The 25,858-nt window shown below is 41.3% G+C and carries 29 protein-coding genes, 1 pseudogene and 1 riboswitch; of the genes and pseudogenes, 4 read left to right on the top strand and 26 right to left on the bottom strand.

Annotated elements, in window-relative coordinates; translation table 11 throughout:
• Window positions 1–57: 57 nt before the first annotated feature.
• The gene (locus Q7A53_RS07740; RefSeq protein ID WP_411788571.1) at window positions 58–297 is read right to left on the bottom strand and encodes a hypothetical protein; all 240 of its coding nucleotides are present in this window, start codon (window positions 295–297) and stop codon (window positions 58–60) included.
• 582 nt (window positions 298–879) lie between these two features.
• Here Q7A53_RS07740 and Q7A53_RS07735 point away from each other — a divergent pair.
• Window positions 880–2,121 (top strand): YeeE/YedE family protein, encoded by a 1,242-nt coding sequence (locus tag Q7A53_RS07735; RefSeq protein WP_411788570.1) that lies wholly within the window; start codon window positions 880–882, stop codon window positions 2,119–2,121.
• A 47-nt stretch (window positions 2,122–2,168) separates the two neighbouring features.
• Here the strand turns inward: Q7A53_RS07735 and Q7A53_RS07730 are convergent, their stop codons facing one another.
• The 11 genes and pseudogenes from Q7A53_RS07730 to ilvE form a co-directional block, all read right to left on the bottom strand.
• Window positions 2,169–2,567, bottom strand: a complete 399-nt coding sequence (locus Q7A53_RS07730) for a secondary thiamine-phosphate synthase enzyme YjbQ (protein ID WP_411788569.1) — start codon at window positions 2,565–2,567, stop codon at window positions 2,169–2,171.
• Window positions 2,568–2,580: 13 nt separating this feature from the next.
• Complete coding sequence (dapF, locus tag Q7A53_RS07725) at window positions 2,581–3,546, bottom strand: diaminopimelate epimerase (RefSeq protein WP_411788568.1); 966 nt, start codon at window positions 3,544–3,546, stop codon at window positions 2,581–2,583.
• A 322-nt stretch (window positions 3,547–3,868) separates the two neighbouring features.
• Window positions 3,869–4,831, bottom strand: a complete 963-nt coding sequence (gene ilvA, locus Q7A53_RS07720) for a threonine ammonia-lyase (protein ID WP_411788567.1) — start codon at window positions 4,829–4,831, stop codon at window positions 3,869–3,871.
• 14 nt (window positions 4,832–4,845) lie between these two features.
• Window positions 4,846–5,459: pseudogene (gene leuD / locus Q7A53_RS07715) on the bottom strand (3-isopropylmalate dehydratase small subunit).
• 4 nt (window positions 5,460–5,463) lie between these two features.
• A complete protein-coding gene (gene leuC, locus Q7A53_RS07710) occupies window positions 5,464–6,882 on the bottom strand; it encodes a 3-isopropylmalate dehydratase large subunit (RefSeq protein ID WP_411788566.1) in 1,419 nt (472 codons plus the stop codon).
• A 27-nt stretch (window positions 6,883–6,909) separates the two neighbouring features.
• Entirely contained in the window at window positions 6,910–8,016 is a 1,107-nt protein-coding gene (gene leuB, locus Q7A53_RS07705; RefSeq protein WP_411788565.1) for a 3-isopropylmalate dehydrogenase, read from the bottom strand.
• A 15-nt stretch (window positions 8,017–8,031) separates the two neighbouring features.
• On the bottom strand, window positions 8,032–9,576 hold the full coding sequence (locus tag Q7A53_RS07700; RefSeq protein ID WP_411788564.1) for a 2-isopropylmalate synthase: 1,545 nt from the start codon (window positions 9,574–9,576) through the stop codon (window positions 8,032–8,034).
• Window positions 9,563–10,594, bottom strand: coding sequence for a ketol-acid reductoisomerase (ilvC, locus tag Q7A53_RS07695; protein WP_411788563.1), 1,032 nt, complete (start codon window positions 10,592–10,594; stop codon window positions 9,563–9,565). The genes Q7A53_RS07700 and ilvC overlap by 14 nt, the downstream gene beginning before the upstream one ends.
• A gap of 27 nt (window positions 10,595–10,621) precedes the next feature.
• On the bottom strand, window positions 10,622–11,143 hold the full coding sequence (ilvN, locus tag Q7A53_RS07690; RefSeq protein ID WP_411788562.1) for an acetolactate synthase small subunit: 522 nt from the start codon (window positions 11,141–11,143) through the stop codon (window positions 10,622–10,624).
• Window positions 11,140–12,855, bottom strand: a complete 1,716-nt coding sequence (ilvB, locus tag Q7A53_RS07685; RefSeq protein WP_411788561.1) for a biosynthetic-type acetolactate synthase large subunit — start codon at window positions 12,853–12,855, stop codon at window positions 11,140–11,142. Before ilvB ends, ilvN begins: the two co-directional genes overlap by 4 nt.
• A gap of 364 nt (window positions 12,856–13,219) precedes the next feature.
• Complete coding sequence (gene ilvE / locus Q7A53_RS07680; RefSeq protein ID WP_411788560.1) at window positions 13,220–14,125, bottom strand: branched-chain-amino-acid transaminase; 906 nt, start codon at window positions 14,123–14,125, stop codon at window positions 13,220–13,222.
• Window positions 14,126–14,701: 576 nt separating this feature from the next.
• Between ilvE and Q7A53_RS07675 the strand changes: the two genes are divergently transcribed.
• Window positions 14,702–14,839: a YjcZ family sporulation protein gene (locus tag Q7A53_RS07675; RefSeq protein ID WP_411788559.1), complete on the top strand. Its 138-nt coding sequence runs from the start codon at window positions 14,702–14,704 to the stop codon at window positions 14,837–14,839.
• Window positions 14,840–14,905: 66 nt separating this feature from the next.
• On the opposite strand, the gene Q7A53_RS07670 is transcribed toward Q7A53_RS07675, so the two are convergent.
• A complete protein-coding gene (locus Q7A53_RS07670) occupies window positions 14,906–15,436 on the bottom strand; it encodes a hypothetical protein (protein WP_411788558.1) in 531 nt (176 codons plus the stop codon).
• 103 nt (window positions 15,437–15,539) lie between these two features.
• Between Q7A53_RS07670 and Q7A53_RS07665 the strand changes: the two genes are divergently transcribed.
• Complete coding sequence (locus Q7A53_RS07665; RefSeq protein ID WP_411788557.1) at window positions 15,540–16,361, top strand: polysaccharide deacetylase family protein; 822 nt, start codon at window positions 15,540–15,542, stop codon at window positions 16,359–16,361.
• A 699-nt stretch (window positions 16,362–17,060) separates the two neighbouring features.
• Here Q7A53_RS07665 and Q7A53_RS07660 read toward each other — a convergent pair.
• From Q7A53_RS07660 to Q7A53_RS07610, 11 genes are all read right to left on the bottom strand, one after another.
• Window positions 17,061–17,447, bottom strand: coding sequence for a DUF302 domain-containing protein (locus Q7A53_RS07660; protein ID WP_411788556.1), 387 nt, complete (start codon window positions 17,445–17,447; stop codon window positions 17,061–17,063).
• Between the two features lie 62 nt (window positions 17,448–17,509).
• Window positions 17,510–17,872: a rhodanese-like domain-containing protein gene (locus Q7A53_RS07655; RefSeq protein WP_411788555.1), complete on the bottom strand. Its 363-nt coding sequence runs from the start codon at window positions 17,870–17,872 to the stop codon at window positions 17,510–17,512.
• A 38-nt stretch (window positions 17,873–17,910) separates the two neighbouring features.
• Window positions 17,911–18,690 carry a sulfite exporter TauE/SafE family protein gene (locus Q7A53_RS07650; RefSeq protein ID WP_411788554.1) on the bottom strand — a complete coding sequence of 260 codons (780 nt, stop codon included), beginning with the start codon at window positions 18,688–18,690 and terminating at the stop codon, window positions 17,911–17,913.
• Window positions 18,691–18,743: 53 nt separating this feature from the next.
• Window positions 18,744–18,971, bottom strand: coding sequence for a sulfurtransferase TusA family protein (locus Q7A53_RS07645; protein WP_411788553.1), 228 nt, complete (start codon window positions 18,969–18,971; stop codon window positions 18,744–18,746).
• Between the two features lie 23 nt (window positions 18,972–18,994).
• Window positions 18,995–20,128, bottom strand: coding sequence for an MBL fold metallo-hydrolase (locus tag Q7A53_RS07640; protein ID WP_411788552.1), 1,134 nt, complete (start codon window positions 20,126–20,128; stop codon window positions 18,995–18,997).
• A 16-nt stretch (window positions 20,129–20,144) separates the two neighbouring features.
• The gene (locus Q7A53_RS07635) at window positions 20,145–20,543 is read right to left on the bottom strand and encodes a DsrE/DsrF/DrsH-like family protein (RefSeq protein ID WP_411788551.1); all 399 of its coding nucleotides are present in this window, start codon (window positions 20,541–20,543) and stop codon (window positions 20,145–20,147) included.
• 16 nt (window positions 20,544–20,559) lie between these two features.
• Window positions 20,560–21,135 (bottom strand): sulfurtransferase TusA family protein, encoded by a 576-nt coding sequence (locus Q7A53_RS07630; protein WP_411788550.1) that lies wholly within the window; start codon window positions 21,133–21,135, stop codon window positions 20,560–20,562.
• 12 nt (window positions 21,136–21,147) lie between these two features.
• Complete coding sequence (locus Q7A53_RS07625) at window positions 21,148–21,447, bottom strand: rhodanese-like domain-containing protein (RefSeq protein ID WP_411788549.1); 300 nt, start codon at window positions 21,445–21,447, stop codon at window positions 21,148–21,150.
• A gap of 83 nt (window positions 21,448–21,530) precedes the next feature.
• On the bottom strand, window positions 21,531–22,010 hold the full coding sequence (locus tag Q7A53_RS07620) for a DsrE/DsrF/DrsH-like family protein (RefSeq protein WP_411788548.1): 480 nt from the start codon (window positions 22,008–22,010) through the stop codon (window positions 21,531–21,533).
• Between the two features lie 73 nt (window positions 22,011–22,083).
• Window positions 22,084–22,344, bottom strand: a complete 261-nt coding sequence (locus tag Q7A53_RS07615; RefSeq protein WP_411788547.1) for a metal-sensitive transcriptional regulator — start codon at window positions 22,342–22,344, stop codon at window positions 22,084–22,086.
• Window positions 22,331–22,699 (bottom strand): rhodanese-like domain-containing protein, encoded by a 369-nt coding sequence (locus Q7A53_RS07610; RefSeq protein ID WP_411788546.1) that lies wholly within the window; start codon window positions 22,697–22,699, stop codon window positions 22,331–22,333. The genes Q7A53_RS07615 and Q7A53_RS07610 overlap by 14 nt, the downstream gene beginning before the upstream one ends.
• A gap of 542 nt (window positions 22,700–23,241) precedes the next feature.
• A riboswitch (SAM riboswitch) is annotated at window positions 23,242–23,345 on the top strand.
• Window positions 23,346–23,412: 67 nt separating this feature from the next.
• On the opposite strand from Q7A53_RS07610, the gene Q7A53_RS07605 reads away from it, so the two are divergent.
• Entirely contained in the window at window positions 23,413–24,525 is a 1,113-nt protein-coding gene (locus Q7A53_RS07605) for a 5-methyltetrahydropteroyltriglutamate--homocysteine S-methyltransferase (RefSeq protein WP_411788545.1), read from the top strand.
• A gap of 216 nt (window positions 24,526–24,741) precedes the next feature.
• Here the strand turns inward: Q7A53_RS07605 and Q7A53_RS07600 are convergent, their stop codons facing one another.
• The gene (locus Q7A53_RS07600) at window positions 24,742–24,966 is read right to left on the bottom strand and encodes a hypothetical protein (protein WP_411788544.1); all 225 of its coding nucleotides are present in this window, start codon (window positions 24,964–24,966) and stop codon (window positions 24,742–24,744) included.
• Window positions 24,967–25,276: 310 nt separating this feature from the next.
• A complete protein-coding gene (locus Q7A53_RS07595; protein ID WP_411788543.1) occupies window positions 25,277–25,792 on the bottom strand; it encodes a DUF3189 family protein in 516 nt (171 codons plus the stop codon).
• Between the last annotated feature and the right edge of the window lie 66 nt (window positions 25,793–25,858).

Here is a 25,858-nt window from a genome sequence, read left to right as displayed (position 1 = left end):
TTTTATAAATTGTCCAAATAACGGGGGACAGTTCAAAGTGAGCCGGGCTTTTTTTATTTAGCTGGTAGAAAAGCGGGTATGTTTGGCACACCGATCTAAATAAAAGCACTCTACACCCTCTGTGTGGATGGCCACACCATCCTCAAGAAACCACCAGGATCCTCTGTCCAGCTGCTTTGTGATAAATTCTGAAGCTTCCCGAGCATCCATTTCTTCACTTAATTCCAAATCGTGAGCCACAATCCGGGTGCTGTCCAATAAGAAAATCACATGCCAAGATTTTTTGGCTTCTGCCATTTCATTCACCATCCCTAAACAATTGATTACTTGTCATTTACCCTGTCCATTTTTTAGTTAATCTTACATTTTCAGTTCACATCATTATTCTTTCTCTATACTGGTTCCGCGATAAATAAACGGGAGGGAGAGGTTCTCTCTTCTCTCTATGAAACAGAGGAGCATTTATCTATTCGGTTCCTTCATCCTATTGGTTAGATTATGTAAATTTCTTAAAGTCATACGAAAAAAGAATAAGCTGCTCATGAGAAGAGCAGCCTTTCAGTTTCTTATATGTAGGGGGAGGAGCGCCAGATGTCCGCCAAGCTGTTCTTCGATTTGATTTTATGCGTGAATGGAAAAACCAACGAGTGAAGATAAGGCAAACAACAGGTATAAGACATCCCTCCAACTTAAATTTTAGCAATCCTGTCTACACGGTTAGTTTACCAACTTGTCCTCTATTGTAGTGTTAAATCTTTGTAAATAGTGGACTGGCTTAACTTAGTCTATGCAAAAAAGTTTACAAAGATGCTGATTATGTTTTACTATAAATCAAGCTTAATTCATACTATTCAAATCGGATTTAGGAGGTATAAATTTATGGCCCAACCTGCTATTGAAAACTGGAATCAAAAGTCTTCCACTGTAAGAGCTACACTTAATCCAGTTCAAAAGCCGTTAGTCATTCTTGGAATTATTGTCTCGCTCATTCTCTTTGCTGCAATCGTTACTGTGAGCACACTGACTCAAGGAGTCTTATTTATTATTGGGATCGCTTTTGGTTTATCTCTCTTATATGCCCGTTTCGGATTCACGTCAGCATTTAGAAGACTTCTATCCGTCGGAAATGTGCAAGGATTACAGTCCCACATGTTAATGTTGGCCGTTGCGTCCACACTATTTGCTATTATATTGTCTACTGGATTCAGCTTCACTGGTCAGGGACCTGCAGGCTATGTTTTCCCTGTCGGATGGAGCGTGGTCGCCGGTTCATTCATGTTTGGTATCGGCATGCAAATGGGATCCGGCTGTGCCTCTGGGACTTTATATACTGTTGGAGGCGGAAAATCTTCTATGCTTCTTACTTTACTAGGTTTTATTGGCGGCTCGGTTCTCGGTGCCTACCAGATCGGATTTTGGCGTGACCTTCCTTCTTTACCTGCGATTTCCTTAGCTACGTCAACAGGGCTCGGGTATTTTGGCGGCTGGGTCTTGCAAATGCTTATTTTTATAGGCATCTACGTCATAACCGTTAAAATTGCAAGAAAGAAAAACCCGCCAAAAATGAAGCCGCTCGCTACTACATCCGGATTGAAAAAACTCTGGCGCGGGGCTTGGCCACTGCTGTTAGCTGCTGTAATCCTCGGAGTACTCAATGCCATTACCCTTTCTGTGAGAGGAAAGCCGTGGGGAATTACATCTGCTTTCGCTTTATGGGGTTCTAAGTTTATCCAGCTTTTCGGTGTCGATGTTTCCAACTGGCAATATTGGCAAGGAAATACGGAAGCACTAGATTCTACTGTACTGGCTGACTCCACCAGTGTCATGAACTTCGGCATTATTCTAGGGGCGTTCATTGCTGCTGCTTTTCAGGGTGATTTCAAACCTGGGAAAATAAAGCCCGGGGTTGGCATGGCCTCCATTATTGGCGGCGCATTCATGGGCTATGGTGCTCGTCTGGCATTCGGCTGTAATATCGGCGCTTACTTTGGCGGGATTGCCTCTTTCAGTCTTCACGGCTGGTTGTGGATGATTATGGCGCTTGCCGGTACTTTCCTAGCCTTATTTATACGTCCATTATTTGGGTTGAAAAATCCCGATCCAAAAAATTCAATTTGTTAATTTCATGTAAACAGCGGAGAACCACAAATTGTGATTCTCCGCTTTTTTTATTGTATAACCTTAGCCGTAAACTTACGGTTTCTTGGCCCATCAAACTCACAGAAGTATAACCCCTGCCACGTTCCAAGCAGTAGATTGCCTTGTTCAATAATCAAAGTTTGGGAATGACCGACAGTACTCGTTTTCATATGAGCTGCCGTGTTACCTTCTCCGTGTAAATCCTTAGAGTCTTCCCAAGGGTAAACCTCAGAGAACCTGCGAAGCATATCTGTTTTCACATCAGGGTCAGCATTTTCATTTACAGTTAGTCCTGCTGTCGTATGGAGGGTGGTTACGATAACTATTCCATCTTGGACCTCTTGCTCCTTTATCCATGTTTCAATTTCAGAGGTTACATCAATCATTTGATCATGATGATCGGTTCTTAATTCAAATGTTTTTAGCATCTGTAAAACTCCTTTAGCTTTGTGAAGCTGCGTAGTTTTTTAGTTTCTCGTAAGTGTCGTTTTCCTCTTGGTTGTACTCAGGATCTTTGGAATATTTCCATACCCCTTCTTCAATATTTACCTCAACTGCTGCTTGATAAACATTCGTTCCATTGCCTCTTAGTTGGATGGAATAACTCTCACCATTCTTCTCGACCAAACAATTCACTAAACCCCCTTTATTTATGACTACAATCGGCTGATTTAGATCATTGGGTCCGAGAAGCGTCGATACGATCGAGGAAGCAGACATCGCTGTCCCGCATGCATTAGTTAAACCAACCCCACGTTCATAGGTTTGCACAAAGATTTTATTTTTGTCTATTGTTCGAACAAAACTAACATTGACTCCATTTGGAAAAACCTCATGAAGTTCATTCGCTTTCCTTCCAATAGCAGCAAGCTCTTCTTGTTCATAATCCTCCACCATCGAGACAATATGAGGATTAGGTACACTCAATGCAGTAAAAGTAAATTGATTGGATAGCTCAGGAATCGCAATATTTATCGCCTCCTCTTGCTCCACAATCATAGGCAGCGAATCTGCTTTAAATGAAACCGGTTCTATGGTAACAGAAAATGTATCAATTCCTTCAAAGATTTGAGGTACCTGACTTACAGAGAGTACTGCTTTCTCCGTTTCTATCTCTACTTTTGTCTTTCCAAGTTGTTCAATTACATGACGGGCCACACAGCGAAGGCCGTTGCCGCACATTTCCGCTTCCGTCCCGTCAGAGTTAAACATCCGCATCCTTGCTTCCGCCTTTTTACTTTCCATCACAAATAATATTCCATCAGACCCCACGCCTGTACTCCGGTCGCAGAGGAGGATAGAAATCTTTCTGCGTTCCTCTTCTGTAAAAGGGTAACTATGAGTTATTTCATCTATTAGAATAAAATCATTTCCGGATCCATGGCACTTAATATATTCAATATTCATAGCTGATCTCTCCTTCTATCAACAATTCCATTATCCATGATAGCATATTCCGCGGTTTTCTAAGTGAAATCATGTCTCTAGATTAAAGATATCCGGCCAAACGTGAGTTTTTTTATGGCATTCATTCTTAAAAGTGAACCGAGGTTTATAATCACATATTCACCACAAAGACTAGATCAAAATTAGAAGGGAGACCGGATTCTGACCATTTTCATAGTTGTGAATCCAGAAAGAAATCATTATGGCAAAACATAGCAAACCCGAACCAATCTTAATGAATGGTCCGGGTTCGTTGTTGAATATCTTCCTTACACATTATTTTTCATTTCGCAATGACAATTTTTTTAGGAGTGGCTAGCTCGCGGACCGACTGCAGCCGTGATAGGTCCATATTTCCTCCGCTTAAGATAACGCCGCAATGATTACTTTTAATATTAGACTTTTCATCGAGTAACGCTCCAAGGGCCGTAGCTCCAGCCCCTTCGACAAGGGTTTTCTCCCTTTCTAGTAATTGCAGCATTGCTTTAGCAATATGATGCTCATCCACAGTTATAATACGGTCCACATATTTCTGAATACACTGAAAGGTTAGCCTTCCTCTTTCTTTAACAGCAATTCCATCTGCAATCGTAGATACAGAAGATAACTTTTGAGGTCCGGTTTTGTAAAAAGCATTATACGTGGCGGACGCCTTTGCAGATTGCACACCGATTATTTGAATCTCCGGTTTTAAACTTTTTGCTGCAAAAGCTACACCGCTAATCAGACCTCCTCCGCCAATAGGAACAACTAATGTATCAAGTTCTGGCTGCTGCTCCAGCATTTCTACAGCAACGGTCGCCTGCCCGGCCATCACATCAAAATCATCGAAGGGATGAACAAATGTCGCACCCTTCACCTTTTGCTCTGCTTTAGCCGCCTGATAGGCTTCCTGAAAGGACTCACCTATTAGTACAATGTCAGCTCCATATCCTTCTGTTGCTTGGATTTTAGCTTTAGGGGTTCCTTCAGGCATAAAGATGGTAGATTTAATTCCTCGCTTGGTTGCAGCTAAAGCCACACCTTGTGCGTGATTACCGGCAGAAGCGGCAATGACTCCCCGCTCTGCTTCTTCCTCTGTTAACCTGGCGATTTTATAGGAAGCCCCTCGTACCTTAAAGGCTCCTGTTCTTTGTTGATTTTCCATTTTTAAATACACATGCTGATGGGTTAACTGATCAAAGGTCTTTGAGGTTTCCAAGGGGGTTCTGTGAACCACCTCTGCTAATTTTTCATGTGCATCCATTACTTTTGCGAGCGTTAAGAAATTCCCAACGTCTTCACTCCCTTTTGTTTTATGCATTTTCAAACTGATCAATTTTATCTTCATAGGTTAGTGTGACAGCTATCTCATCCCAACCATTAAGAAGCATTTCTTTATGGTAAGGCTGAACTTCAAATTCTGCTTTGAACCCATGGTCGTCTTGAACGACTTGATCTTCAAGATTCACGTAAAGAACCAGTGCATCTTGTTCTGCTTTCTCCATAAGCTGCTTTACTTCTGCTGTCGTTAATTGGACTGGCAAGATACCATTCTTGAAACAATTATTGTAAAAGATATCGGCAAAGCTAGGGGCGATCACTACTTTGAAACCAAAATCCTGAATGGCCCACGGAGCATGCTCACGAGAAGAGCCGCACCCAAAGTTCTCTCCTCCTACCAAAATAGAAGCATTTTTGTAAACGGAATCATTTAATGTGAAATCTTCTCTGGGTGTCCCGTCTTCATAAAAGCGCCAGTTATAAAATAGAAACTGCCCAAATCCTTGTCTTTCAATCCGTTTTAAAAATTGTTTAGGGATAATCTGATCCGTATCAACATTACTTCGGTTTAATGGATAAACCTGTCCTTTATGCTGGGCTAAAGGTTCCATTTCCTCACCCTCCTACTGCACTTGCATATTTTCTGACATCTACAAAATAACCTTCAAGAGCTGCAGCTGCTGCCATCTCCGGGCTCACCAGATGTGTTCTGGCCCCATTTCCCTGTCTGCCTTCGAAATTTCGATTGGACGTAGAAGCACAACGTTCACCAGGAGGGATGACATCGTCATTCATGGCCAGACACATACTGCACCCAGCGTCTCTCCACTCGAATCCTGCCGTGAGGAAGATGGTATCCAACCCCTCCGCTTCGGCTGCTTCCTTCACAGATTTAGAACCGGGGACCACTAAGGCTGTGACATCTTTATGCACTTGGCCGCCCTGGACAATCTCTGCGGCTTTCCGTAGGTCACTTAATCTGGAATTGGTACAAGAACCAATAAAGACGTGTTCAACCGGGATGTCTTGAATCGCTTGATTGGCTTCAAGCCCCATATATTCAATGGCCCTTTGGACACCGTCTTGATCCTCATCTTCACTAAGGGAAGAAGGATCAGGTACACGGCCGCCGATAGGAACGCAATGAGACGGGTTCGTTCCCCAAGTTACTTGAGGCTCGATCTCAGCGGCATTAATCTCGACCGCCGCGTCATACACGGCACCTTCATCAGTAGCAAGGGCTAACCAGTCCTCTGCAGCTTTTTCAAATTCCTGGTCTTTAGGAACGTGACGCTTACCCCGAAGATACTCAATTGTTGTTTCGTCTGGGCTGATTAGACCTGCTCGTGCCCCAGCTTCTATAGACATATTACAGACAGTCATTCTTTCTTCCATAGATAGATTTCGAATGGCTTCTCCCGTATATTCCACTACATAGCCCGTGCCGAATCGTACGCCGTATTTACCAATGACGGCCAGGATAAGGTCTTTAGCGGTAACCCCTGTACCTAGCTCACCATCCACTTTCACTTGGAGAGTTTTCGGAGGCGCCTGCCAAAGGGACTGAGTTGCAAGTACATGTTCCACTTCACTTGTCCCTATTCCAAACGCAAGGGCTCCAAACGCTCCATGGGTAGAAGTATGACTGTCTCCGCATACGATGGTTTTACCCGGCTGTGTAAGACCCAATTCAGGTCCTATGACATGGACAATTCCCTGGTCAGGGTGGTCAATATCGGCTAAACGAATGCCAAATTCCTCACAATTTTCTTTTAATGTTTCCATTTGTTTTTTTGATACGGCATCTTTAATCACATGTCGGTGAATCGTAGGTACATTATGATCCATCGTAGCGTAAGTATTCTCTGGACGCCTGACTTTTCTGCCGCTAATCCGCAAACCTTCAAAGGCCTGTGGAGAGGTAACTTCATGGATCAAATGGAGGTCGATGTAAATGAGATTAGGCTTACCCTCCTCTTCATGGACAACGTGTTGATCCCAAATCTTTTCAATAATTGTTTTAGGTTGACTCATGATGGATCCACTCCTTTTTAGTTTGACTTAGGCATAACATTGCATAATATTTTTCGTCGTATCATTGGAACTAATCTGTTCAATCACTTTAGCGGCCATTTCACTGCCCGTTACTTTCACTCCATTTTCAAGACTAAGATCTGCAGTGTGGAACTTAGCTGCCAATACCTCCTGCACAGCTGTCTCCACTTGATCCGCTTCTTCCTCCATCTGGAATGAATGGCGAAGCATCATCGCTGTAGATAAAATAGCTGCCAATGGATTCGCTTTATTTTCTCCAGCAATATCAGGAGCAGAACCATGGACGGGCTCGTAAAGACCGACACCATCACTCCGGATACTCGCCGAAGGCAGCATCCCCAAGGATCCGGTCAATACCGATGCTTCATCGCTCAAAATGTCACCAAACATATTCTCGGTTACAATTACATCGAAGGATGCAGGGTTAGTAATTAGTTTCATCGCTGCTGCATCAACTAGCATATGGTCCACGGTGACTTCCGGATAATCGTGTTTCTTCTCTTCAACGACTTCACGCCACATGCGGCTTGATTCCAAAACATTTGCCTTGTCTACGGAAGTTAAATGTTTTCTACGCACCATGGCACTTTGAAAAGCTTGATCGACAATTCTTTCTATTTCACTTCTCGTATAGGCAAGAGTGTCAACGACCTCTTGGCCATTATTTCTGCGTTCACTGGGTTCACCGAAATACAACCCGCCTGTCAGCTCTCGAACTATAAGCAAATCACTGCCTTCCACCACTTCCGGCTTCAGGGGAGAAGCATGCAGTAATTGTTTAAATCCCTTGATGGGGCGAAGGTTTGCAAATAGACCCATTTTCTTTCTAATACCAAGCAAGCCTTTCTCCGGCCGCATATGCCCAGGAAGCTGGTCCCATTTCGGCCCTCCAACAGCTCCTAGTAAAATGGCATCTGATTTCTTACAGGCAGCCACTGTATCTTCTGGAAGAGGAGTGCCTTGACTGTCAATTGCCGCCCCGCCAATTTCATGTGTTTCAAAAGTGAAAGTATGATTATAACGTTCTGCGACTGCTTCAAGTACTTGTTTCGCAGCTTTGGATACTTCTTGGCCGATTCCGTCACCGGGCAGCATTACGATGTGCTTATTCATTGTCCTACTCCTCCTTTATACTTGTGCTTTTTGAATTGGTGGCTTATTAAAGTTATAAAGTGTACGATTTACTGCATTAAGGAAGGCTTGTGCAGAGGCTTCAAGCACATCTTGAGCTGATCCTCTACCAGACGCCTGGCGATCATTTACAGTCAATTGCACATGAACTTCTGCTAAAGCATCTCGGCCACGGCCGATGGAACTTAACTGGTAATCCTGAAGATGGACGTCTTCGTCTATTAGATCATCCAGGGTGTTGTAAATGGCCTCAACACTGCCCTCTCCAGTATTAGCTCTCTCGACTTCCACTCCATCTGGTGTGGTGAGAAGAATAGTAGCAGTTGGTTTATTAATACTTCCATACTGAACTTGGAAGGCTTTGAGTTCGTATTTCGGCTGATCCTCATTTGCGGTCTGAGTATCCGTCAAGATGGCAAACAAGTCATCATCTGTAACTTCTTTCTTCTTCGCAGTCAAATTCTTAAAGGATTCAAATGCTTCTTTCAGTTTCGTTTCAGTTAATTCAAATCCAAACGTTTCAGCTTTCTGTTTAAAGGCATGTCTGCCAGAATGCTTTCCAATAACCATGCGGTTGGAATCGATGCCAACCATAGCCGGTGTGATAATTTCGTAAGTGGTGGTTTCTTTCAGCACGCCGTCCTGGTGAATGCCGGATTCATGAGCGAATGCATTCCGTCCTACCACTGCTTTATTACCTGGCACCATCATTCCAGTCAAACGACTGACAAGATCACTGGTTCGTTTAATTTCTTTAAGCACCATATTCGTTTGAAAATCATAACGGTCTTGTCGAATTTGCAAGGCAACCGCAATTTCTTCAAGTGCTGCATTACCAGCTCGTTCACCAATACCGTTAATTGTTCCTTCAATTTGAGTGGCCCCATGTTCAATTGCTGCTAGTGAGTTGCTGACTGCCATTCCCAGATCGTCATGACAATGAGCTGACAACGTCGCCTTGTTAATATTCGGAACATGCTGCTTCACATAGTCGAAAAGTTTCCCATATTCATCTGGAGTAGTATAGCCGACGGTATCAGGCAAGTTGATCACCGTGGCACCAGCATCTATAACTTTTTCAATAATGTGAACTAGAAAATCATAGTCTGAGCGGCAAGCGTCTTCCGCTGACCATTGGACGTAAGGGAATTTTTCTCTCGCGTATGATACAGCTTCAACAGCGGCTTCGACCACTTCTTCTGGGGACTTCTTCAACTTGTGAGTCATATGAATAGGAGAGGTAGCAAGAAAGATATGCAGCCTTGGCTCTGCTCCGCCTTTAAGAGCTTCCCAGGCAATATCAATATCTTTCTTATGAGCGCGCGCTAAACCGGTAACTGAACAACCTCGCACGGTTTCGGCGATCTCTTTGACAGCTTCAAAATCTCCCTGTGAGGAAGCAGGAAATCCTGCTTCCATAATATCTACACCCAGACGTTCAAGCTGCTTAGCAATTTCCAATTTTTCCAGGCGATTCAAGTTTACCCCTGCTGACTGCTCTCCATCACGTAGCGTTGTATCGAATACTTTAACGTGAGCCATGCTTGACCACATCCTTTTGTTTAGATTGGGGCTTCTTCACGAATGGCATTAATTCTCTTAATTCTCTTCCCACCTTCTCAATTTGATGATTATTTTCAAGTGCATTAATCGCGTTAAATTCTGGACGGTTTACCTGGTTTTCAAGAATCCATCCTTTGGCAAATTTACCGGTTTGGATATCTCCCAATACTTCTTTCATGCGTTGTTTGGTGTCTTCATTTACTACGCGTGGTCCTGATACAAAGTCACCCCATTGGGCCGTATCAGAAATGGAATAACGCATATACTCAAGACCGCCTTCATACATCAGGTCCACAATCAGTTTCAATTCATGCATACATTCGAAGTAAGCGACTTCCGGCTGGTAGCCTGCTTCAGTCAAGGTTTCAAATCCAGCTTTCACCAAGCTTGAAAGTCCTCCGCACAGTACCGCTTGTTCACCAAACAGATCAGTTTCCGTTTCTTCCTGGAAGCTTGTTTCCAGAACGCCGGCACGCCCGCTGCCGATACCTTTCGCATAGGCAAGTGCGATCTCCTTCGCTTCTCCAGTTACGTTCTGTTCTACACCGATAAGGGAAGGAACACCGGCCCCCTCTTCAAAAGTTCTTCTTACCAGGTGTCCTGGTCCTTTAGGGGCAACTAAGAATACATCCACGTCAGAAGGTGGGACCACTTGGTTGAAATGAACGTTAAATCCATGAGCAAATGCAAGAGCGTTTCCTGCGTTTAGATTTGGTTTGATGTGTTCCTCATAAACGGATGGTTGATGTTCATCAGGAAGCAGAACCATAACTACGTCTGATTCAGCGACTGCTTCTGCAACTACTTTCACTTCAAGACCATCTTCTACTGCTTTATCCCAGGACTTTCCTTTTCTTAGACCGACTACCACATTATAGCCACTTTCTTTTAAGTTCTGAGCATGAGCGTGACCCTGAGATCCGTAGCCAATCACTGCCACTTTCTTATTTTTTAGTACCTCGTCCTGAATGTCATTTTGATAGTAAACTTTTGCCATTTTATATCATCCTTTCAATCATTATTATTATTTTAATAGTGAATAAGATTTAATTTCTGTCGTTTGCGGCTGCTGACCTCTAGTAAAGGCGGTCAGCCCAGTTCTTGCCAGTTCTTTAATCCCATAAGGCCGAAGCAATTCAATTAAAGCATCAACCTTATCTGATGTCCCGGTGACTTGAACAGTCATGTTCTCTTTACTTACATCGATGATCGAAGCCCGAAATGGTTCAATAATTCCCTGAAGCTCACTGCGTATCTGAGGATTACTAATGACTTTGACCATCGCAAGCTCTCTTGCCACAATTGCTTTATCCGTAATGTCAGATACTTTCAACACATCAATTTGTTTGTTGAGTTGTTTCGTGAGTTGTTCAAGCTTACGATTGTCTTCTACATCGACCACAAAGGTCATTTTAGAAATCCCTTCTGTTTCAGTGCGTCCTACGGATATACTTTCTATGTTAAATTGCCTCTTAGAAAGTAACCCGGTGACGCGATTCAGTACACCACTCCTGTTGTGGACAATCGCTGTAACAATTCGTTTCATCGTTTCACCCCAATCATTTCATGAAGCCCTTTGCCGGGAGCAATCATTGGATAGACATTTTCCGTTTGAAGAACACGGCAGTCAATCAACGCTGGATGAGGATCATTTAATATCTTAGGAAGCATTTCTTCTACCTCCTCCTGAGTTTCCAGCTTGTAACCTGGAATTTGGTAGCTTTCTGCAAGCTTTACAAAGTCAGGCTGAACCTCAATGATTGATTCAGAATATCGCTTATCATAAAATTTCTCCTGCCACTGTCTGACCATTCCTAACGCCTGATTATTGACGATGAGAATTTTCACCGGCAGCTTTCGTTCCTGTAATACCGAAAGCTCCTGGAGGGTCATTTGAAATCCTCCATCGCCGACCACTGCGACCACCGTAGATTCCATATCTGCTAACTGGGCACCGATAGCAGCTGGAAAACCGTATCCCATCGTGCCAAGTCCACCAGAAGTTACCCAGCGATTAGGCAAATTAAAATGATAATACTGAGCTGCCCACATTTGATGCTGACCGACATCCGTAGCTACAACAGCTTCACCTTTGGTATAGTCGTAAACTTTTCTGAGCAGCCACTGAGGGATGAGTGCTTCTTCCGGCAGGTCGTGCCACAATGGAAAATCAGCTTTATTACTGTTCACCAGGCTGATCCACTCTTGATGATCAAGCTGGTTGATATCCTTCTTATTCAATGATTCAAGTGCTGCCTTCGCGTCCGATACAATCGGAATATGGGTAGGAATGTTTTTTCCGATTTCAGCAGGATCGATATCAATGTGAGCAACCTTTGCTCCTGGAGCAAAATGATCCAGGTTACCGGTTAAACGATCATCAAATCGAGAGCCGATATTTATCAGAAGATCACACTCATAAAGAGCCATATTGGCAGCATAGGTTCCATGCATACCTGCCATTCCTAAGGACAACTCATCATTCCCTGGATAACTGCCTAGTCCGAGTAATGTTGTGGTAACAGGAAGCTGATAATTTCTTACAAACTCTTTGAGCTGCGCTGAAGCTCCTGCGTGAATCACTCCTGATCCAGCCAAAACAATTGGTTTTTTAGCAGTTTTCAATGCTTCATGAAGCTTACTAATTTGCATTGGATTTGGCTTTAAAGTGGGTTGATAGCCCGGCAGATGAAAGTGATTTTCTACTTTCGCTTCGGTTACCGTTGCTGCAATATCCTTTGGAATGTCCACAACTACTGGACCAGGTCTTCCAGTTGTAGCAATATGAAATGCCTCTTTCACAATTCTTGGAAGTTCTTCTATTTGCTGGACTTGATAATTATGCTTGGTAATGGGTGTAGTGATGCCCATAATATCGGATTCCTGAAAAGCATCGGTACCAATGACACCCTTGGCTACCTGCCCCGTAAAAATAACGAGTGGAATCGAATCCATCATGGCATCTGCAATGCCTGTGACCAGGTTGGTTGCTCCTGGTCCTGAGGTTCCAATCACAACGCCTGCCCGTCCTGAAACTCTTGCATATCCTTCAGCCGCATGGATAGCTCCTTGCTCATGGCGAGGAAGAACGTGATCGAAATTACCCTTTGCTCTATATAAAGCATCGTAAATAGGTAATACCGCTCCACCTGGATAACCAAATAACGTTTTGACTTCCTGCCCAATTAAAGCTTCTACAAGTAAATCTGCCCCCGTCCTTGTAGTCGTCTGTTCCATCGGCTTTGCTTCTACCTTCATTTTTAAATCCCTCCTGATAAAAAATATAAAAAAAGACCTTCTCCCCCTGCACTCCCCTTACACGCACTGCGTTAAGGAAAGAGAGGGGTGAAAAGGCCTTTGTTCTTTCACGGTACCACCCTCGTTCGTGAAGCCAGCGGCTCCACCTCATGAAGTTATCCTGGATAACTTCTTTTTGATAACAGGTGCTGTGAACACCTGGTCCCGCCTACTAGATACCGTTCAGCTAAGACACTCAAGGATGATGTCAGAATAAGTTGTATTTCCGGGCTTCCAGCAACCCCGGCTCTCTGTGAATACAATTTCTTATTCCTTTATTCCTGTCAACGAGTTATTAAGATGAAATTGTTTGTCAGTACGTTCATCAGCTGACTTGTGCTTTACTTTCTTGAGGGTTTACTTTCACCCCGTCTGTGGTGGTGATTTTTCTAAATTCAGAAAGTAAATGACTTGTGACTGCGCCTGGTTTTCCATCGCCTACTTCACGCTGATCCACTTCTACCACGGCAATCACTTCAGCAGCCGTGCCTGTTAAGAAAACTTCATCGGCCACGTACACATCATGGCGGGTGAATGGCTGCTCTTTTACTTCATAGCCTTTTTCCCGGGCTAAGTCTATAATGGCATTTCGCGTAATTCCTTCAAGTGCACCTAAATAGGTAGGTGGAGTTAAGATTGTGCCGTTTTTTATAATAAAGATATTGTCTGCTGAACCTTCTGTCACATAACCTTGGTCGTTCATCATTAATGCTTCATCAACGCCTGCCTGGTTAGCCTCCATTTTAACTAAAATATTATTTAAATAATTTAATGATTTCACTTGCGGAGGAAGTACATCCGGTCGATTACGCCTGCTGGATACTGAAGCAAGTCTGACACCTCGTTCATACAGCTCTTTAGGAAATAAAGCGAGTGCTTCAGCAATGACAACCACTCGAGGATTTGAACAACTGGAAGGATCCAGTCCGAGGTTCCCAGCACCTCTGGAAACAACTACTCGAATATAGGCGGTTTCCAGCTGGTTTCTGCGGACAGTTTCAACAATAATTTCTTCCAATTCCTCCTTTTCATATGGTACTTGAAGCATGATTGACTTAGCAGAATCGAAGAGGCGATTTAAGTGTTCTTCTAACTTAAAGACATTGCCTTCATAAACTCGAATGCCTTCGAACACCCCGTCCCCATATAAGAAACCATGATCGTAGACGGATACGACAGCTTCACTCTTGTCTACGAATTCGCCGCTCATATAAATCCATTGGCTGCTCATTCTCAGCACTCCTTTCTTTTGTATAGTTATGGTTAATATGGATAATGAATAAAGTTGTTTATGTGGACCCTGGGGGGTAAGCATGCACTCTTACTTTTCAGGGTCCAATGGTCATTCCACATGAACCAACTATCCGTTTACTGTTTGAACATTGCGTTTTCGGTTTAGTTGATTGAGGACTACTTTAAACCGATTTCTCGTGAAGGTCAACAGGTTTTCGTTAAATTTTCTGAACACTTTGATTATTCAGGTATTTGATAAAGCGTTTTCATTCAGGCTATAGCTGAATTCTACAGGTAAATAATCAGTTTCTTTTTTTCTTTTTTATCTCTAAAATCAGGGGTGGATTCCTCCATTCAAATCATTCTGTGTTTTATAAATTCGGAGAAAATTAGTCAGTTTCCTTGTCCAAAATCAAGGGTTCATAAATGATGATTTTCATTTTATACAAGCATATAAATTTCCAGGTATTAAGTCATTCAAATAAGCGAGGAATTTCAATCATGGACAAATGCCCTTCCCAATATGGTCCCCCCTACATACCCTGTTATATAAAGCAATAAAGGTGGTGGAATCATGGGCTTTTATGGCGGCGGATTCGGCGGCGGCTACGGTGGTGGCTGCGGCGGTGGCTACGGTTACGGTGGCGGTTTCGCACTAATCGTAGTTCTGTTTATCCTGTTAATTATTGTGGGAGCTTCCTTCTATCGTTAATAGGAAAAATGGTAAATTCTATTTTGTTTCAAACAATAACCAGGGGTACTCCTGGTTATTTTCATTTTAAAAATCTTCCGCTATTTTTGTATCAATCAAGTCGAGTGTATGAGAAATTTCCTGTATGGATTCATTCATGATGGGCAGCAGATTCAGCAATGTGATCAATTCCTCCGCATCGTGATGACCGTAAATTAAGTGAATAAAGCTCTCTATGTTTACGATTTGACCGTACATATGTTCAAACGACTCATGAAGCTCTATGGGAACACAAGGTTCCAGATTCATTAAATAATACCGCTTGACCTCTTCATTTTTGACTTTAATCATTTTCAACTGAAAAGGAGATTGTTTTAAATTTATTTTCTCTGATTCCTCTAACAATTCGACTAAGCTAATCACTTTGTTTCTGAAATAAATAAGATAATTTCTTTTAAAATGACTAAATTTCTCAACTCGTTGATCTTGCGCTTCTTTCTTATAAAGGAAGATGGAAATCAATCCTGCTAATAAGGTTCCAACAAAAGCACCAATAATTCCCCCTGCAGTTTGCAGCCATGCATCCGGACTAATACTTGCCCAAAATTCTTGATCCATCTCATTGCTCCTCTGGTCTAAAGGTCTAGTTATTGTTAATAATTCTCATCATAAAAACAGCTTATCAACGGCAAGATAAGAAAAAAGAGGAGGCCGTGTCTTTGTGAGAAGAAAATTTCTTGTCTTACTGTCCTTATTAATTTTCATTCCTGTCCTATTCTTAAATGAAGAAGCAGCCGCGAAAGCAGACCGTTTTTTCTTTGAAAAGCAAGGCCGGGCCATCTGGGAAATTCCCACCAATAAAAAAATGATTGCTCTAACTTTTGATGATGGACCCAGTGAAATCTATACTCCGCTTGTTCTGGATGTCCTGAAAGAATACCGAGCGAAAGCAACTTTTTTTGTGGTAGGTGAACGTGCCGAAAATTTTCCGGAAATCGTGCAAAGAGAAGTAAAAGCAGGTCACGAAGTTGCTAACCACACCTACACTCATCCAAATATTAGAACGATGAATAAAGACTCATTCATAAAAGAATTACGTCAGACCAACGAAATTATTCATCAATTAACGGGTTTTTCTCCAAAATTATTTCGTCCTCCAGGCGGAGCTTATAATGAGTCGATTATTTATACAGCGAATGAGGAAGGATATACCGTTGTATTGTGGTCATGGCATCAGGACACATTAGATTGGAAACAGCCGGGAACAAGCACGATTGTACGAAATGTTATAAATAATGTAAGAAATGGAGACATTATTTTGTTTCACGATTATGGAGGAAATCGTATGCAGACGATTAACGCATTGAAAAAGATTCTTCCTGAATTAAAAAAACAGGGGTACGAGTTCGTTACCGTCTCAGAGCTGACAAGAATGAATCCGAACTATAAATACCTGAACTTAATGAAAACATTTAAATATTCAAATGAACTCCCTCCTTACACGAATCGGACTTATAGAGAACCAGGAAATGCTAAAGAATAAAGCTTGGCTGCAGAATTCACTTGTAAGCCAAGAAACCTGACCTGATGCAGAACAAAAAAATCCGAACGAAATTGAAGTGTTGGTACATTTCATCATCGTTCGGATTTACTAATGGCTGAAAGACTAGTGTCCAGTATCTTTATAATATTTAAGCTTTTTTGTTTAAAATACCCCGTATTTATGCCGTTGATCCTGTTGTAATTGTCATCCCAGTTCAGTTTCGGTGTTTTTCCATATATCGGAATCCCAATTTATATAACAGCCATAAAGGCCAGGACATTATAATCATCACTAGAATGAAAATATAACAGGCTTCTTCTTCAGGGCTCATATGGTCCGGTTCTTTATGAAAAGCACCGATTACTAATCCGATCCCTAAAAAAATAATAACAAAAACCAATTTTTCCACCTCATTACTATGCTCTTCCTATATCATATTAACGAGGGTGTTCATTCGTTTACCGCATGAGTAAAAACATTTTAATAATTAGATGAAAATCGTGACAGTAGTACATAGGCCGTTCCAACGGTAATGAGGAAGACCATTTGCCAAAACGCATCCCGCTTTCCGTTCAAAAATTTTATCTTCAGCAGTTAATGTCCTATTGTTTAATTTCAAAGCCATCCGTAATTATTAAATGCCCTAAAAAAAATGAGAACGCCAGAGAGGCTGGTTAGCCTCTGACGTTCTCCAATGGATTATTTAACACTCTTATCCATGCATTCGATCAAACGATTCTCTATGCTGGCAGCAAATTCCACTAATTCATTATCTTCGACCATCTTAATTAAGGAAGTAGGTCTCGGCATTCCAATTTTAGTCTTGCCTTCATCTTGATAGACCACGATTTTGCAAGGAAGGAAATAACCTGCCAATTGATTCTTTGATAACACGCGCTGGGCTTCCTTAGGATTACAAACCTCCAGCACAAGATAAGGCTGATTAAAATCAAATCCTTTTTCCTGCAACTTATTTTTAATATCAAATTGCCAAAGAACGCCGAATTTTTCTTCTTTTAGACGTTCTTCTAACGACCGAACCGCTTCATCCATACTTTTGTTAGTCTCAACGGTATAATGAAACATGCTTAATCCTCTCCATTACAAAAATTTTTCAAGAAAAAACAGAAAATACATTCATGCTCTTTTCATCTCCAGGTACTCATACCGCCTTTAATATTGGTTACTTTTTCAAATCCTTGTTTTTTAAGCGTCTTTGAAGCTTTCATACTTCTCATCCCACTTTGACAAATAACTAAGACTTCTTTATTTTTATCGAGTTCTGAAGTTCTTGTCGATAGTTCTGCTAATGGGATATTTTTAAATGGCTTTTGATGATTGGATCTATACTCTTGAGGAGTTCTGACATCAATAAATTGTACTTGTTTCTCTTTCAACCTATTTTTTGCTTCCTGTGTCGAAATATTCGATATTCCCTTTGCAGGGAGAAGCCGGCTGAATACAAACCAGGCGACTCCAATAATAATGACCCATTGAATAAAAGTTTCCAAGTTCTCCACTTCCTTTTAAGAAAACCACTCTAAGTTTTTTATAATAGGATATCCATCCAGATTTTAATCGCTGTTCCTACAATTAATACAACTAATATCCCTTGCAGGAGCATCGTATTCATCTTTTTCCCAAAGCTTGCTCCTATTGGAGAGGCAATTAAGCTTGCGATAATTACAATAGCCGCAGGACCCAATGGAACATGGCCCGTTAATACCTTCCCTGTAGTAGCACCTATGGAAGAGATAAAGGTGACGGCAAGCGAAGTGGCAATGGTCATCCGCGTTGGAATTTTTAATACGACAAGCATAATGGGTACAAGCAGAAAAGCTCCTCCTGCTCCTACAATCCCTGCACCTACTCCGACAATAAACGTTAAAATAGCTGCTACAGGTTTATTGTAATTGATTTGTGCAGTACTCTCGTCAGTTCTTCCCTTTTTAGGTACAAACATCATAACCGAAGCAATAACAGCTAATATACCATAAACGAAATTAATGCCTGCTTCAGATAAAAAATGCGATCCGTACCCTCCAAGAAAACTCCCCAGTAGTATACTAGCCCCCATAATAGCGATCAGGCTCTTGTTTAAATAACCACCTTTTCGGTAAGACCAGACACCTGTCAGGGTCGCAAAAAATACTTGGATGGCCACAATTCCTGACACTTCATAAGCATTGTAGCCAGTAAAACCGAAAAAGACAGGGATGTAAAGCAGCATGGGGTAATTGATAATCGCTCCGCCAATGCCCAGCATTCCGGACAATAGGGAACCTGCAAAGCCTATAAAAAATATGGTAATGATAAGACCCAGGTCCATTTGTCTCCCCCCTTATGAACAGGGGGGGCAAGAACCCCCCCTCCTTCATTCCTTTATGCTTTTTTAATCCAAAACTTTAATACCTCGTCTTCTTCGGTATCTTTTATTAATTCATGGCCGCCGGATTTTGCCCAGGCAGAAAGGTCGCTTTTTGCCCCTTTATCGGTTGCATGCACTTCAAGAACCTCTCCTGAGTTGATTTCCTGCATAGCTTTTTTCGTTTTAACAATAGGCATTGGACATGCTAATCCTTTTGCATCTAACACTTTATTTGATTCCATTTTCATTCTCCTTTTTGTTGAGATTAACCGTGTACCGCACAGCGGTTCGGCCCAACTTCCATTTCTTTTCGTTCCTCTTCATTCGGATCCACTTTTCCCATATTGGTTTCGCGAATCTTTTGGTAAGCGTTCGGCTGAGGCGGAAGATTTTCCGTTACCATATTTCTAAATTCCTGTTCATCGTCCACTTGAAGACCTTTGTTCTTTTGGTACAGATCTCCTAAGCGTGCAGATACTTGACCGCCCTTCCCTAGTTCCTTTGCAAAGGAATAATGGGCTGGCAATACGATTAAATCATCAGAAAGCTCTTTATATTTTTCATACAAAGTTTCACGCAAGTCTCCGACCCAATCTTCTGCTTTTCCAGCTAGATCAGGACGTCCGATGGACTCAACAAATAAAATATCTCCTGTAAGCAAATATTGATTTTCGATAATAAGAGAAGTACTTCCTTTTGTGTGACCTGGAGAGTAAATGGGCTGCACTTTAACCGTTGTATTTCCTACGGTTATATCTTTTCCTTCTTCTAAAGGCTCATAGCTGAATGTGACCTCTTCAGCGTCCTTCGCCGGCAAATAATACGTGCCATTCCTATCTTCTGCCAGCTTACGGCCGCCGGAAATGTGGTCCGCGTGTAAATGAGTGTCCACAAGATGTTTGATTTGCACGCCTTTTTCTTTAGCAAAGTTTTCATAGATATCGGTCATTCGATTGGCATCTACTATAGCTGCTTCCCCATCTGATTCAATAAAGTAAGACAGGCAGCCTTTACCTAAGCGAACAAATTGATATAAGCTTCCTCCGTCATTCAAATCAGCAACTTTCACTGGTTCCAGGTGTTCACTCCAGGCTTTCATGCCGCCTTCTAAGGAGTAAACATTAGTAAATCCGGCTTCATCAAGCTCTTCGCCTACCATTTGAGAGGAGCCTCCCTTAGCACAAACCACAATGATTTCCCTGTCTTTATTCAGCTTATCTTCTATTTCTTCTACTCCATCAAGCAAATTAAAGTAAGGCTCATTGATGACATCTACATGTTCGCCTTCTATTTTCCAATCCTCAAATTCATCGGTATTTCGAACATCTAAAATCAGAGTTTCTTCATTTTGAACTATCTTTTTTGCAAGTTGACCAGTGGTCATAGTTTTCAAACTCATGGTTTCACCTCTTTAATTAAAATGTTAATGAGATATTGGCATCCTTGGCATACTCTATAAATGAAGCTGCTCCGCCAACCTCGATTCCTTCGACAAAATCATCTTTTTCTAAATTCATGACATCCATCGTCATTTGACAAGCAATTAGTTTAATATTAAGTTCTTGTGCAATGCTTACAAGCTCTTCAATTGAAGGCACATTGGCTTTTTCAAACCCTTCCTGAAAATGCTCTTTTCCTTCTGGAAGTGGAAGGTTCTTGTGCTGCTCTTTGTGAATTAAGTTTAAACCTTCAAATGTAAAGAAGATCCCAACCTCTGCATCAGATGCTGCTGCAGCTGTTGCGACATTAAATGCTTTATAGGCATCAAATAAACTACCATTTGCTGCAATAATCGCTACTTTTGTATCAGCCATTTATAAAACCTCCTCATTAATTGTTCTTTTCTGTTGTACCTTGCCATTCAGACATGCCCGGCACTACATTTTTCACTTTTTTATATCCATTACTTGTCAGTTTTTGTGCAGCCAAATCACTGCGATTTCCTGTTCGGCAAATCACATAAAGTTCCTCGTCATTCTTCTCAACTTCACTCATTCGATCATCCAATTCACCAAGCGGTATATTTACTGAGCCTGGAATATGGCCAAAAGCAAATTCTGCCGGTTCGCGAACGTCAATAATTGAAACGGATTCTTCTACTTCAACTTTTGCTTGAAAATCTTCCAGGTTAATTACTTCTTCGTGCTTCGTTTCTTCCTTCGTCTCTGCATCACTTGCTTTGCGTAAAAAGTGTTTCAGTACTTCTGCCTCTTCTACAGTGCCAAGATATTGATGCCCTGTGCTGTCTGCCCAGGCTTTCATATCTGCCGTAGACCCTTTATCCGTTGCTTGAACTTCAATAACCTGGCCTGCCTCAAGGTTTTTCATCGCTTTTTTCGTTTTTACAATAGGCATAGGACACGCCAGTCCTTTAGCATCCAATACTTCGTTCGCAGTTATAGTCATGTAATTTCCTCCTTATTTCTCTATTTTGTCTTCCCAAGCAAGCATTCCGCCTGCCATATTGGTTACGTCATACCCTTGCTCACTCAGAAAAGATGTGGCTTTTCCACTTCTGCCGCCAGAACGGCAAACCATGAAATGATGTTCATTTTCGTCGATTTCTGATAGGCGTTCTGAGATTTGACCTAATGGAATATGACGAGCACCTGGAATTTTCCCTTGAGCGACTTCATCATCCTCTCGCACATCGATAATGTTCACGTGTGCCCCATTGTTCACTTTTTTTGCTAGTTCATTAGCTGTAATTTCCTTCATGTTTATCCCTCCATAGTAATGATAGTTGAACCTGCCAGTACAAAACTCCCATACCTGGCAGGGTACTGATTATATTAAATTTTTTAGATAAATAAACTAACATTGCCATCCTGGGCGTCGCCAATATAGGCGGCAACCCCTGCATATTCAATATCATCCAGCAGTTCGTCTTTATGAAGACCAAGTAAATCCATGGTCATGGTACAGGCAATAAGTTTCACATCCTGTTCTTGTGCCATTTCTACTAAATCTGGCAGCGGCATAGCATTGTGTTTCTTCATGACATTTTTAATCATCTTAGGTCCCATACCTAAGTAATTCATTTTAGAAAGTCCCATTTTATCTGCGCCTTTAGGCATCATTTTTCCAAACATTTTTTCCATGAATCCTTTTTTAACATCAACCAGTGCATCTTTTCTCAGCGCGTTTAAACCCCAGAAGGTATGAAAAATCGTAACCTCGTGGTCATAAGCTGCTGCCCCATTTGCAATAATATAAGCAGCCATCGCTTTATCATAATCCCCACTAAACAATACAATCGTCGTTTTCTTTTTTTCTTCCATCTTTCATTCTCCTTTTCAATACATATACTTGTATGGGTATTTCATTTCATAAAAAAATATATACTTAAACTTTTTATCTGCTCTTTACAAGAAGCTGTACAGCCTCTTTAATCATATCTTCAGAGCTTTCTTGATTATTTTTTTCCTCTCGAATACATTCCGCTAGGTTTTCACTAACCACTAAGGCAGCTGTACGGTCAACCGCACTTCTGACTGCTAATAATTGAGTGACTACTTCTCGGCAGTCTTTCTCTTCTTCCATCATTTTTAATAATCCTCTAACCTGGCCTTCTATTCGTTTCACTCTATTTTTTATTTGTTTATTGTATTCCAATTCGATCGTTCCTTTCTAAATTTCCTGCTAGACAGTACCCCGCAATACATTTTCCTTTACTGCGTAATATGCGGGCGCTTAAGTTCTTTTCTACATAATCAGCAGCAAAAATTATAATGCCCTGATCCGGAAGTTCGTTGTAGTGACGATTCAAATAAGGAAGCGGCATACAATAAGCTGATGGAATTTTGTCACGAGAAGAAGTCTGATAATCTCGAGTGTCTACAATAACCAGTCCTTCCAATGATTCATTTTCTTCATATATATTTATTGGATTAACGCCTGGCACAGGCAGATATCGCCGATAGAGATACACAAAGGATACAGTAACTATGATCCCAATCCATATATTCATTTTATTCCCCTTTGCTTTGCAATCTGTTTTTCATAATATACCCCTTATGGTATTTAGTCAACCCGTTACCACTAATTTTTATATGGATTTTTCACACAGCAATATACGGTAGTGGGTACTTTAATTATGTAACCTGATTCGCTCCTCATAAAACATCTCCATCCATACTAATGATCACTTTCACTGAATGGTCGTGGAAACATATTAGGCTGCGCTTATCATTATTCCTGTCATAAAAATTCATTCGCTTACCCTTTCGATGAGAAGAATCAAACCTTTAAAAGCCGTCTGAACACCTCCATTAAAGATACGTCCTGGGGCATCGTTTGGTTCGGGATGTTTTTTCAGGTGTACTCTTTGTTGAGTTTTTTAATAACCAAAGAGCAGCAAGATGATCGATAGAATACTAAAATGATCTATATACCCCCCTCTTTTTTTCGAGTGATTCATAATGATTTTCCTATGTTGAGAAATCTCCCTTTCTTTTTTCAAAAGTTGTTGTTAAGATTACATCCATAGTATTTTTTGAAAAATTCATATATTTCTTATCAAGAGAGGTCGAGGAATAGGTCCGGCGACACCTCAGCAACCTGTAATTGTACAAGGTGCTAATTCCTGCAAGCTAATTTAGCTTGAAAGATAAGAAGCGGCCATTAATCGATGAAGTCTCTTCTTATGGAAGAGGCTTTTTATTATGAAAAGGAGAGGATAAAATGTCATTCACTCAAACGACTATGGCTCCCTTCAAAGGGGATCATGTGGGAAGCTTTCTGCGACCAGAAAGAATTAAAAAGGCAAGAATCAGCCGGGACTATGGAGAAATTTCTGATTATGAATTAAAGAAAATTGAAGATGAGGAAATTATTAAACTGGTTGAAAAACAAAAACAAGCAGGTCTGCAATCGATCACTGATGGAGATTTACGCAGGGCTTGGTGGCATTTTGACTTTTTGGAAGGACTTATTGGTGTCGAAGGCTATGAAACAGATTCAGGTATCCAGTTCGAGGGTGTAGAAACGAAGGCACATTCAGTAAGAGTTGTGGGAAAAATAGATTTTTCTGACCACCCTATGATCGATCATTATAAGTTTCTTCATTCTGTGGTCGGAGAGAACCACACACCAAAATTTACGATTCCCAGTCCAAACATGCTGCTGGCACGGGGTGACATTAACCAAACCGTTTATAATACAGAAGAAGAACTTCTTGAGGATTTGACCAGCGCATATCAGAAAGCTATTCAGACATTTTATGAGGCGGGATGCAGATATCTTCAACTCGATGATACCTCCTGGGCAGGATTCTTTTCAGAAGAAGGACTGCAGAAAATGAGAAATAAAGGGCAGGACCCAGACAAGCTTCGCGAATTATTTGTTCAGGCGGTGAATGACTCTATTTCCGAACGGCCTGATGATATGGTCATTACCATGCATATTTGCAGAGGAAATTTCCGCTCTACTTACTTAGCTTCAGGAGACTATGAAGCAGTATCTGACGCCATTTTCGGAAAACTGAACGTGGATGGATTGTTTCTTGAGTTTGACGATGAGAGGTCTGGAAGCTTTGACCCTCTTCGCAAAGTAAATCGATCAGACCTCCACATTGTTCTTGGTTTGATCACCTCGAAAACAGGAAAACTCGAGGACAAAGAGGCAATTAAGAAAAGAATAGCAGAGGCAGCTGACTACGTTCCTTATAAACAGCTCTGTCTAAGTCCACAATGTGGATTTGCTTCCACTGAGGAAGGGAATTTATTATCTGAAGAAGATCAATGGGCGAAAATCCGCCACGTGGTTGAGCTCTCAAACGAAGTGTGGACGTCATAATTAGGAACTAACCTCCTCTAATTAGACAAAAATAAAAAAGCAGGGCGGAATCATTTTCTTCCTCCTGCTTTTTTATGAATACTTCCCTGACCGAACACCGCTCGTAAATTATCCTTGTTGTTCTAAATTTTTGCTTCCTTATAGCACTCACAAAAATGTCTTCCCTCACACGCCTAGGCTTTATGCAGCTATGTCCGCCCTAATCGACTCGTTTCTTTACAACCCAGCCTCTTGCTTTTGAGGCGGGTTTAAACTGTCTAAATTTATTAACGTAATCAGTGCAGCAGGTACAGTATTAACATCTACCATACCGTCCTCGAGCTGTTTTACTTTATCTAATTGTGAAAGAATATAGTGATCACTTCCATCAAATTTAATCTGACCTGAGCAAATTTTTCCTTTCAACGATATAATCTTACGGTGCAGTTCCTCTCGTTCCACACGAACCTCTCCTTTATTTAATCATGATAATGTCTATCTTTTCCATCTCTTGTTGTTGCTAAACGATAGGGAATCTAATATCCCCTGGTATTAATCTTTAGACTCAGCAATGTGATGCTGTACTGTGCATTCCTGTGCAGGCAAAATACAATATACAATTCCTAAGTAAGCTTACGAATGATAACGGAAAAGGCAAGTAACTAAAAAAGACTTTTTGGATTGCTTACTCTCCATTCTTTGGAGAGAAAACATTCAAAAAATCCTTTTTCACTCTACTGCATTATTTTATGCACACGTTCATTCCTCTATGCTAAATTTTAAATTGATCGTTATCTAGAACAAGGACTTGTTCTTCTCCATGGGAATGCGCCATTTGTTTAGTGTTTTCAACCAAATGATGAATTGTGCTGCTTGCCTTTTGTGCACCTTTAATTAAGAGAGGTACGCCCAGGCTGTCAATCCCTAGTCCCCTTGATAATCCTCCTCCTATCGTCATGACGAACGGCACGGTCGGAGAAGTATTCGAAAATATGATTCGTTCCTCGCCATGATAGAGGTTCAGGAAAAGTAAACTCAAATCCTTAAGCGCAGGCACAACTAACTTTGATGATTTTCTTCCTATTGTATAAACTGGATGGCCTTCGTTATCTTTTCCATGAAAAAGAATTCTGCCAGCATCTTTTTTAGTTAATTGATTAAAAAATGGGATCGAAAGAATTTGTTCTTTGGTAAATGGCTCAGTAGTAGGAGTTATCAGGTTTAAGTGAAATGCGGCTGCCATGGAAGTTGTGTGCGTCCCACCATAATCGTTATAAATGTAGATCACGGTTCATCCATCCTTAAAATTCATTTGCTAAGGATTAGTGTGAACGAATGTTCTAGGAAATATACT

It is taken from the genome of Halobacillus rhizosphaerae, assembly GCF_046719735.1.
Lineage (GTDB): Bacteria > Bacillota > Bacilli > Bacillales > Halobacillaceae > Halobacillus_B > Halobacillus_B rhizosphaerae.
The sequence above is the reverse complement of the archived record's forward strand: the minus strand, read 5'-3'. Positions and strand labels throughout refer to the sequence as shown.

Bases quoted from the DNA above. Each gene is read 5' to 3' on its own strand.
- Q7A53_RS07740 (WP_411788571.1), bottom strand. From the start codon at position 297: ATGGCAGAAGCCAAAAAATCTTGGCATGTGATTTTCTTATTGGACAGC.
- Q7A53_RS07735 (WP_411788570.1), top strand. From the start codon at position 880: ATGGCCCAACCTGCTATTGAAAACTGGAATCAAAAGTCTTCCACTGTA.
- Q7A53_RS07730 (WP_411788569.1), bottom strand. From the start codon at position 2,567: ATGCTAAAAACATTTGAATTAAGAACCGATCATCATGATCAAATGATT.
- dapF (WP_411788568.1), bottom strand. From the start codon at position 3,546: ATGAATATTGAATATATTAAGTGCCATGGATCCGGAAATGATTTTATT.
- ilvA (WP_411788567.1), bottom strand. From the start codon at position 4,831: ATGGATGCACATGAAAAATTAGCAGAGGTGGTTCACAGAACCCCCTTG.
- leuC (WP_411788566.1), bottom strand. From the start codon at position 6,882: ATGAGTCAACCTAAAACAATTATTGAAAAGATTTGGGATCAACACGTT.
- leuB (WP_411788565.1), bottom strand. From the start codon at position 8,016: ATGAATAAGCACATCGTAATGCTGCCCGGTGACGGAATCGGCCAAGAA.
- Q7A53_RS07700 (WP_411788564.1), bottom strand. From the start codon at position 9,576: ATGGCTCACGTTAAAGTATTCGATACAACGCTACGTGATGGAGAGCAG.
- ilvC (WP_411788563.1), bottom strand. From the start codon at position 10,594: ATGGCAAAAGTTTACTATCAAAATGACATTCAGGACGAGGTACTAAAA.
- ilvN (WP_411788562.1), bottom strand. From the start codon at position 11,143: ATGAAACGAATTGTTACAGCGATTGTCCACAACAGGAGTGGTGTACTG.
- ilvB (WP_411788561.1), bottom strand. From the start codon at position 12,855: ATGAAGGTAGAAGCAAAGCCGATGGAACAGACGACTACAAGGACGGGG.
- ilvE (WP_411788560.1), bottom strand. From the start codon at position 14,125: ATGAGCAGCCAATGGATTTATATGAGCGGCGAATTCGTAGACAAGAGT.
- Q7A53_RS07675 (WP_411788559.1), top strand. From the start codon at position 14,702: ATGGGCTTTTATGGCGGCGGATTCGGCGGCGGCTACGGTGGTGGCTGC.
- Q7A53_RS07670 (WP_411788558.1), bottom strand. From the start codon at position 15,436: ATGGATCAAGAATTTTGGGCAAGTATTAGTCCGGATGCATGGCTGCAA.
- Q7A53_RS07660 (WP_411788556.1), bottom strand. From the start codon at position 17,447: ATGTTTCATTATACCGTTGAGACTAACAAAAGTATGGATGAAGCGGTT.
- Q7A53_RS07650 (WP_411788554.1), bottom strand. From the start codon at position 18,690: ATGGACCTGGGTCTTATCATTACCATATTTTTTATAGGCTTTGCAGGT.
- Q7A53_RS07645 (WP_411788553.1), bottom strand. From the start codon at position 18,971: ATGGAATCAAATAAAGTGTTAGATGCAAAAGGATTAGCATGTCCAATG.
- Q7A53_RS07640 (WP_411788552.1), bottom strand. From the start codon at position 20,128: ATGAGTTTGAAAACTATGACCACTGGTCAACTTGCAAAAAAGATAGTT.
- Q7A53_RS07635 (WP_411788551.1), bottom strand. From the start codon at position 20,543: ATGGCTGATACAAAAGTAGCGATTATTGCAGCAAATGGTAGTTTATTT.
- Q7A53_RS07630 (WP_411788550.1), bottom strand. From the start codon at position 21,135: ATGACTATAACTGCGAACGAAGTATTGGATGCTAAAGGACTGGCGTGT.
- Q7A53_RS07625 (WP_411788549.1), bottom strand. From the start codon at position 21,447: ATGAAGGAAATTACAGCTAATGAACTAGCAAAAAAAGTGAACAATGGG.
- Q7A53_RS07620 (WP_411788548.1), bottom strand. From the start codon at position 22,010: ATGGAAGAAAAAAAGAAAACGACGATTGTATTGTTTAGTGGGGATTAT.
- Q7A53_RS07610 (WP_411788546.1), bottom strand. From the start codon at position 22,699: ATGAATATATGGATTGGGATCATAGTTACTGTATCCTTTGTGTATCTC.
- Q7A53_RS07605 (WP_411788545.1), top strand. From the start codon at position 23,413: ATGTCATTCACTCAAACGACTATGGCTCCCTTCAAAGGGGATCATGTG.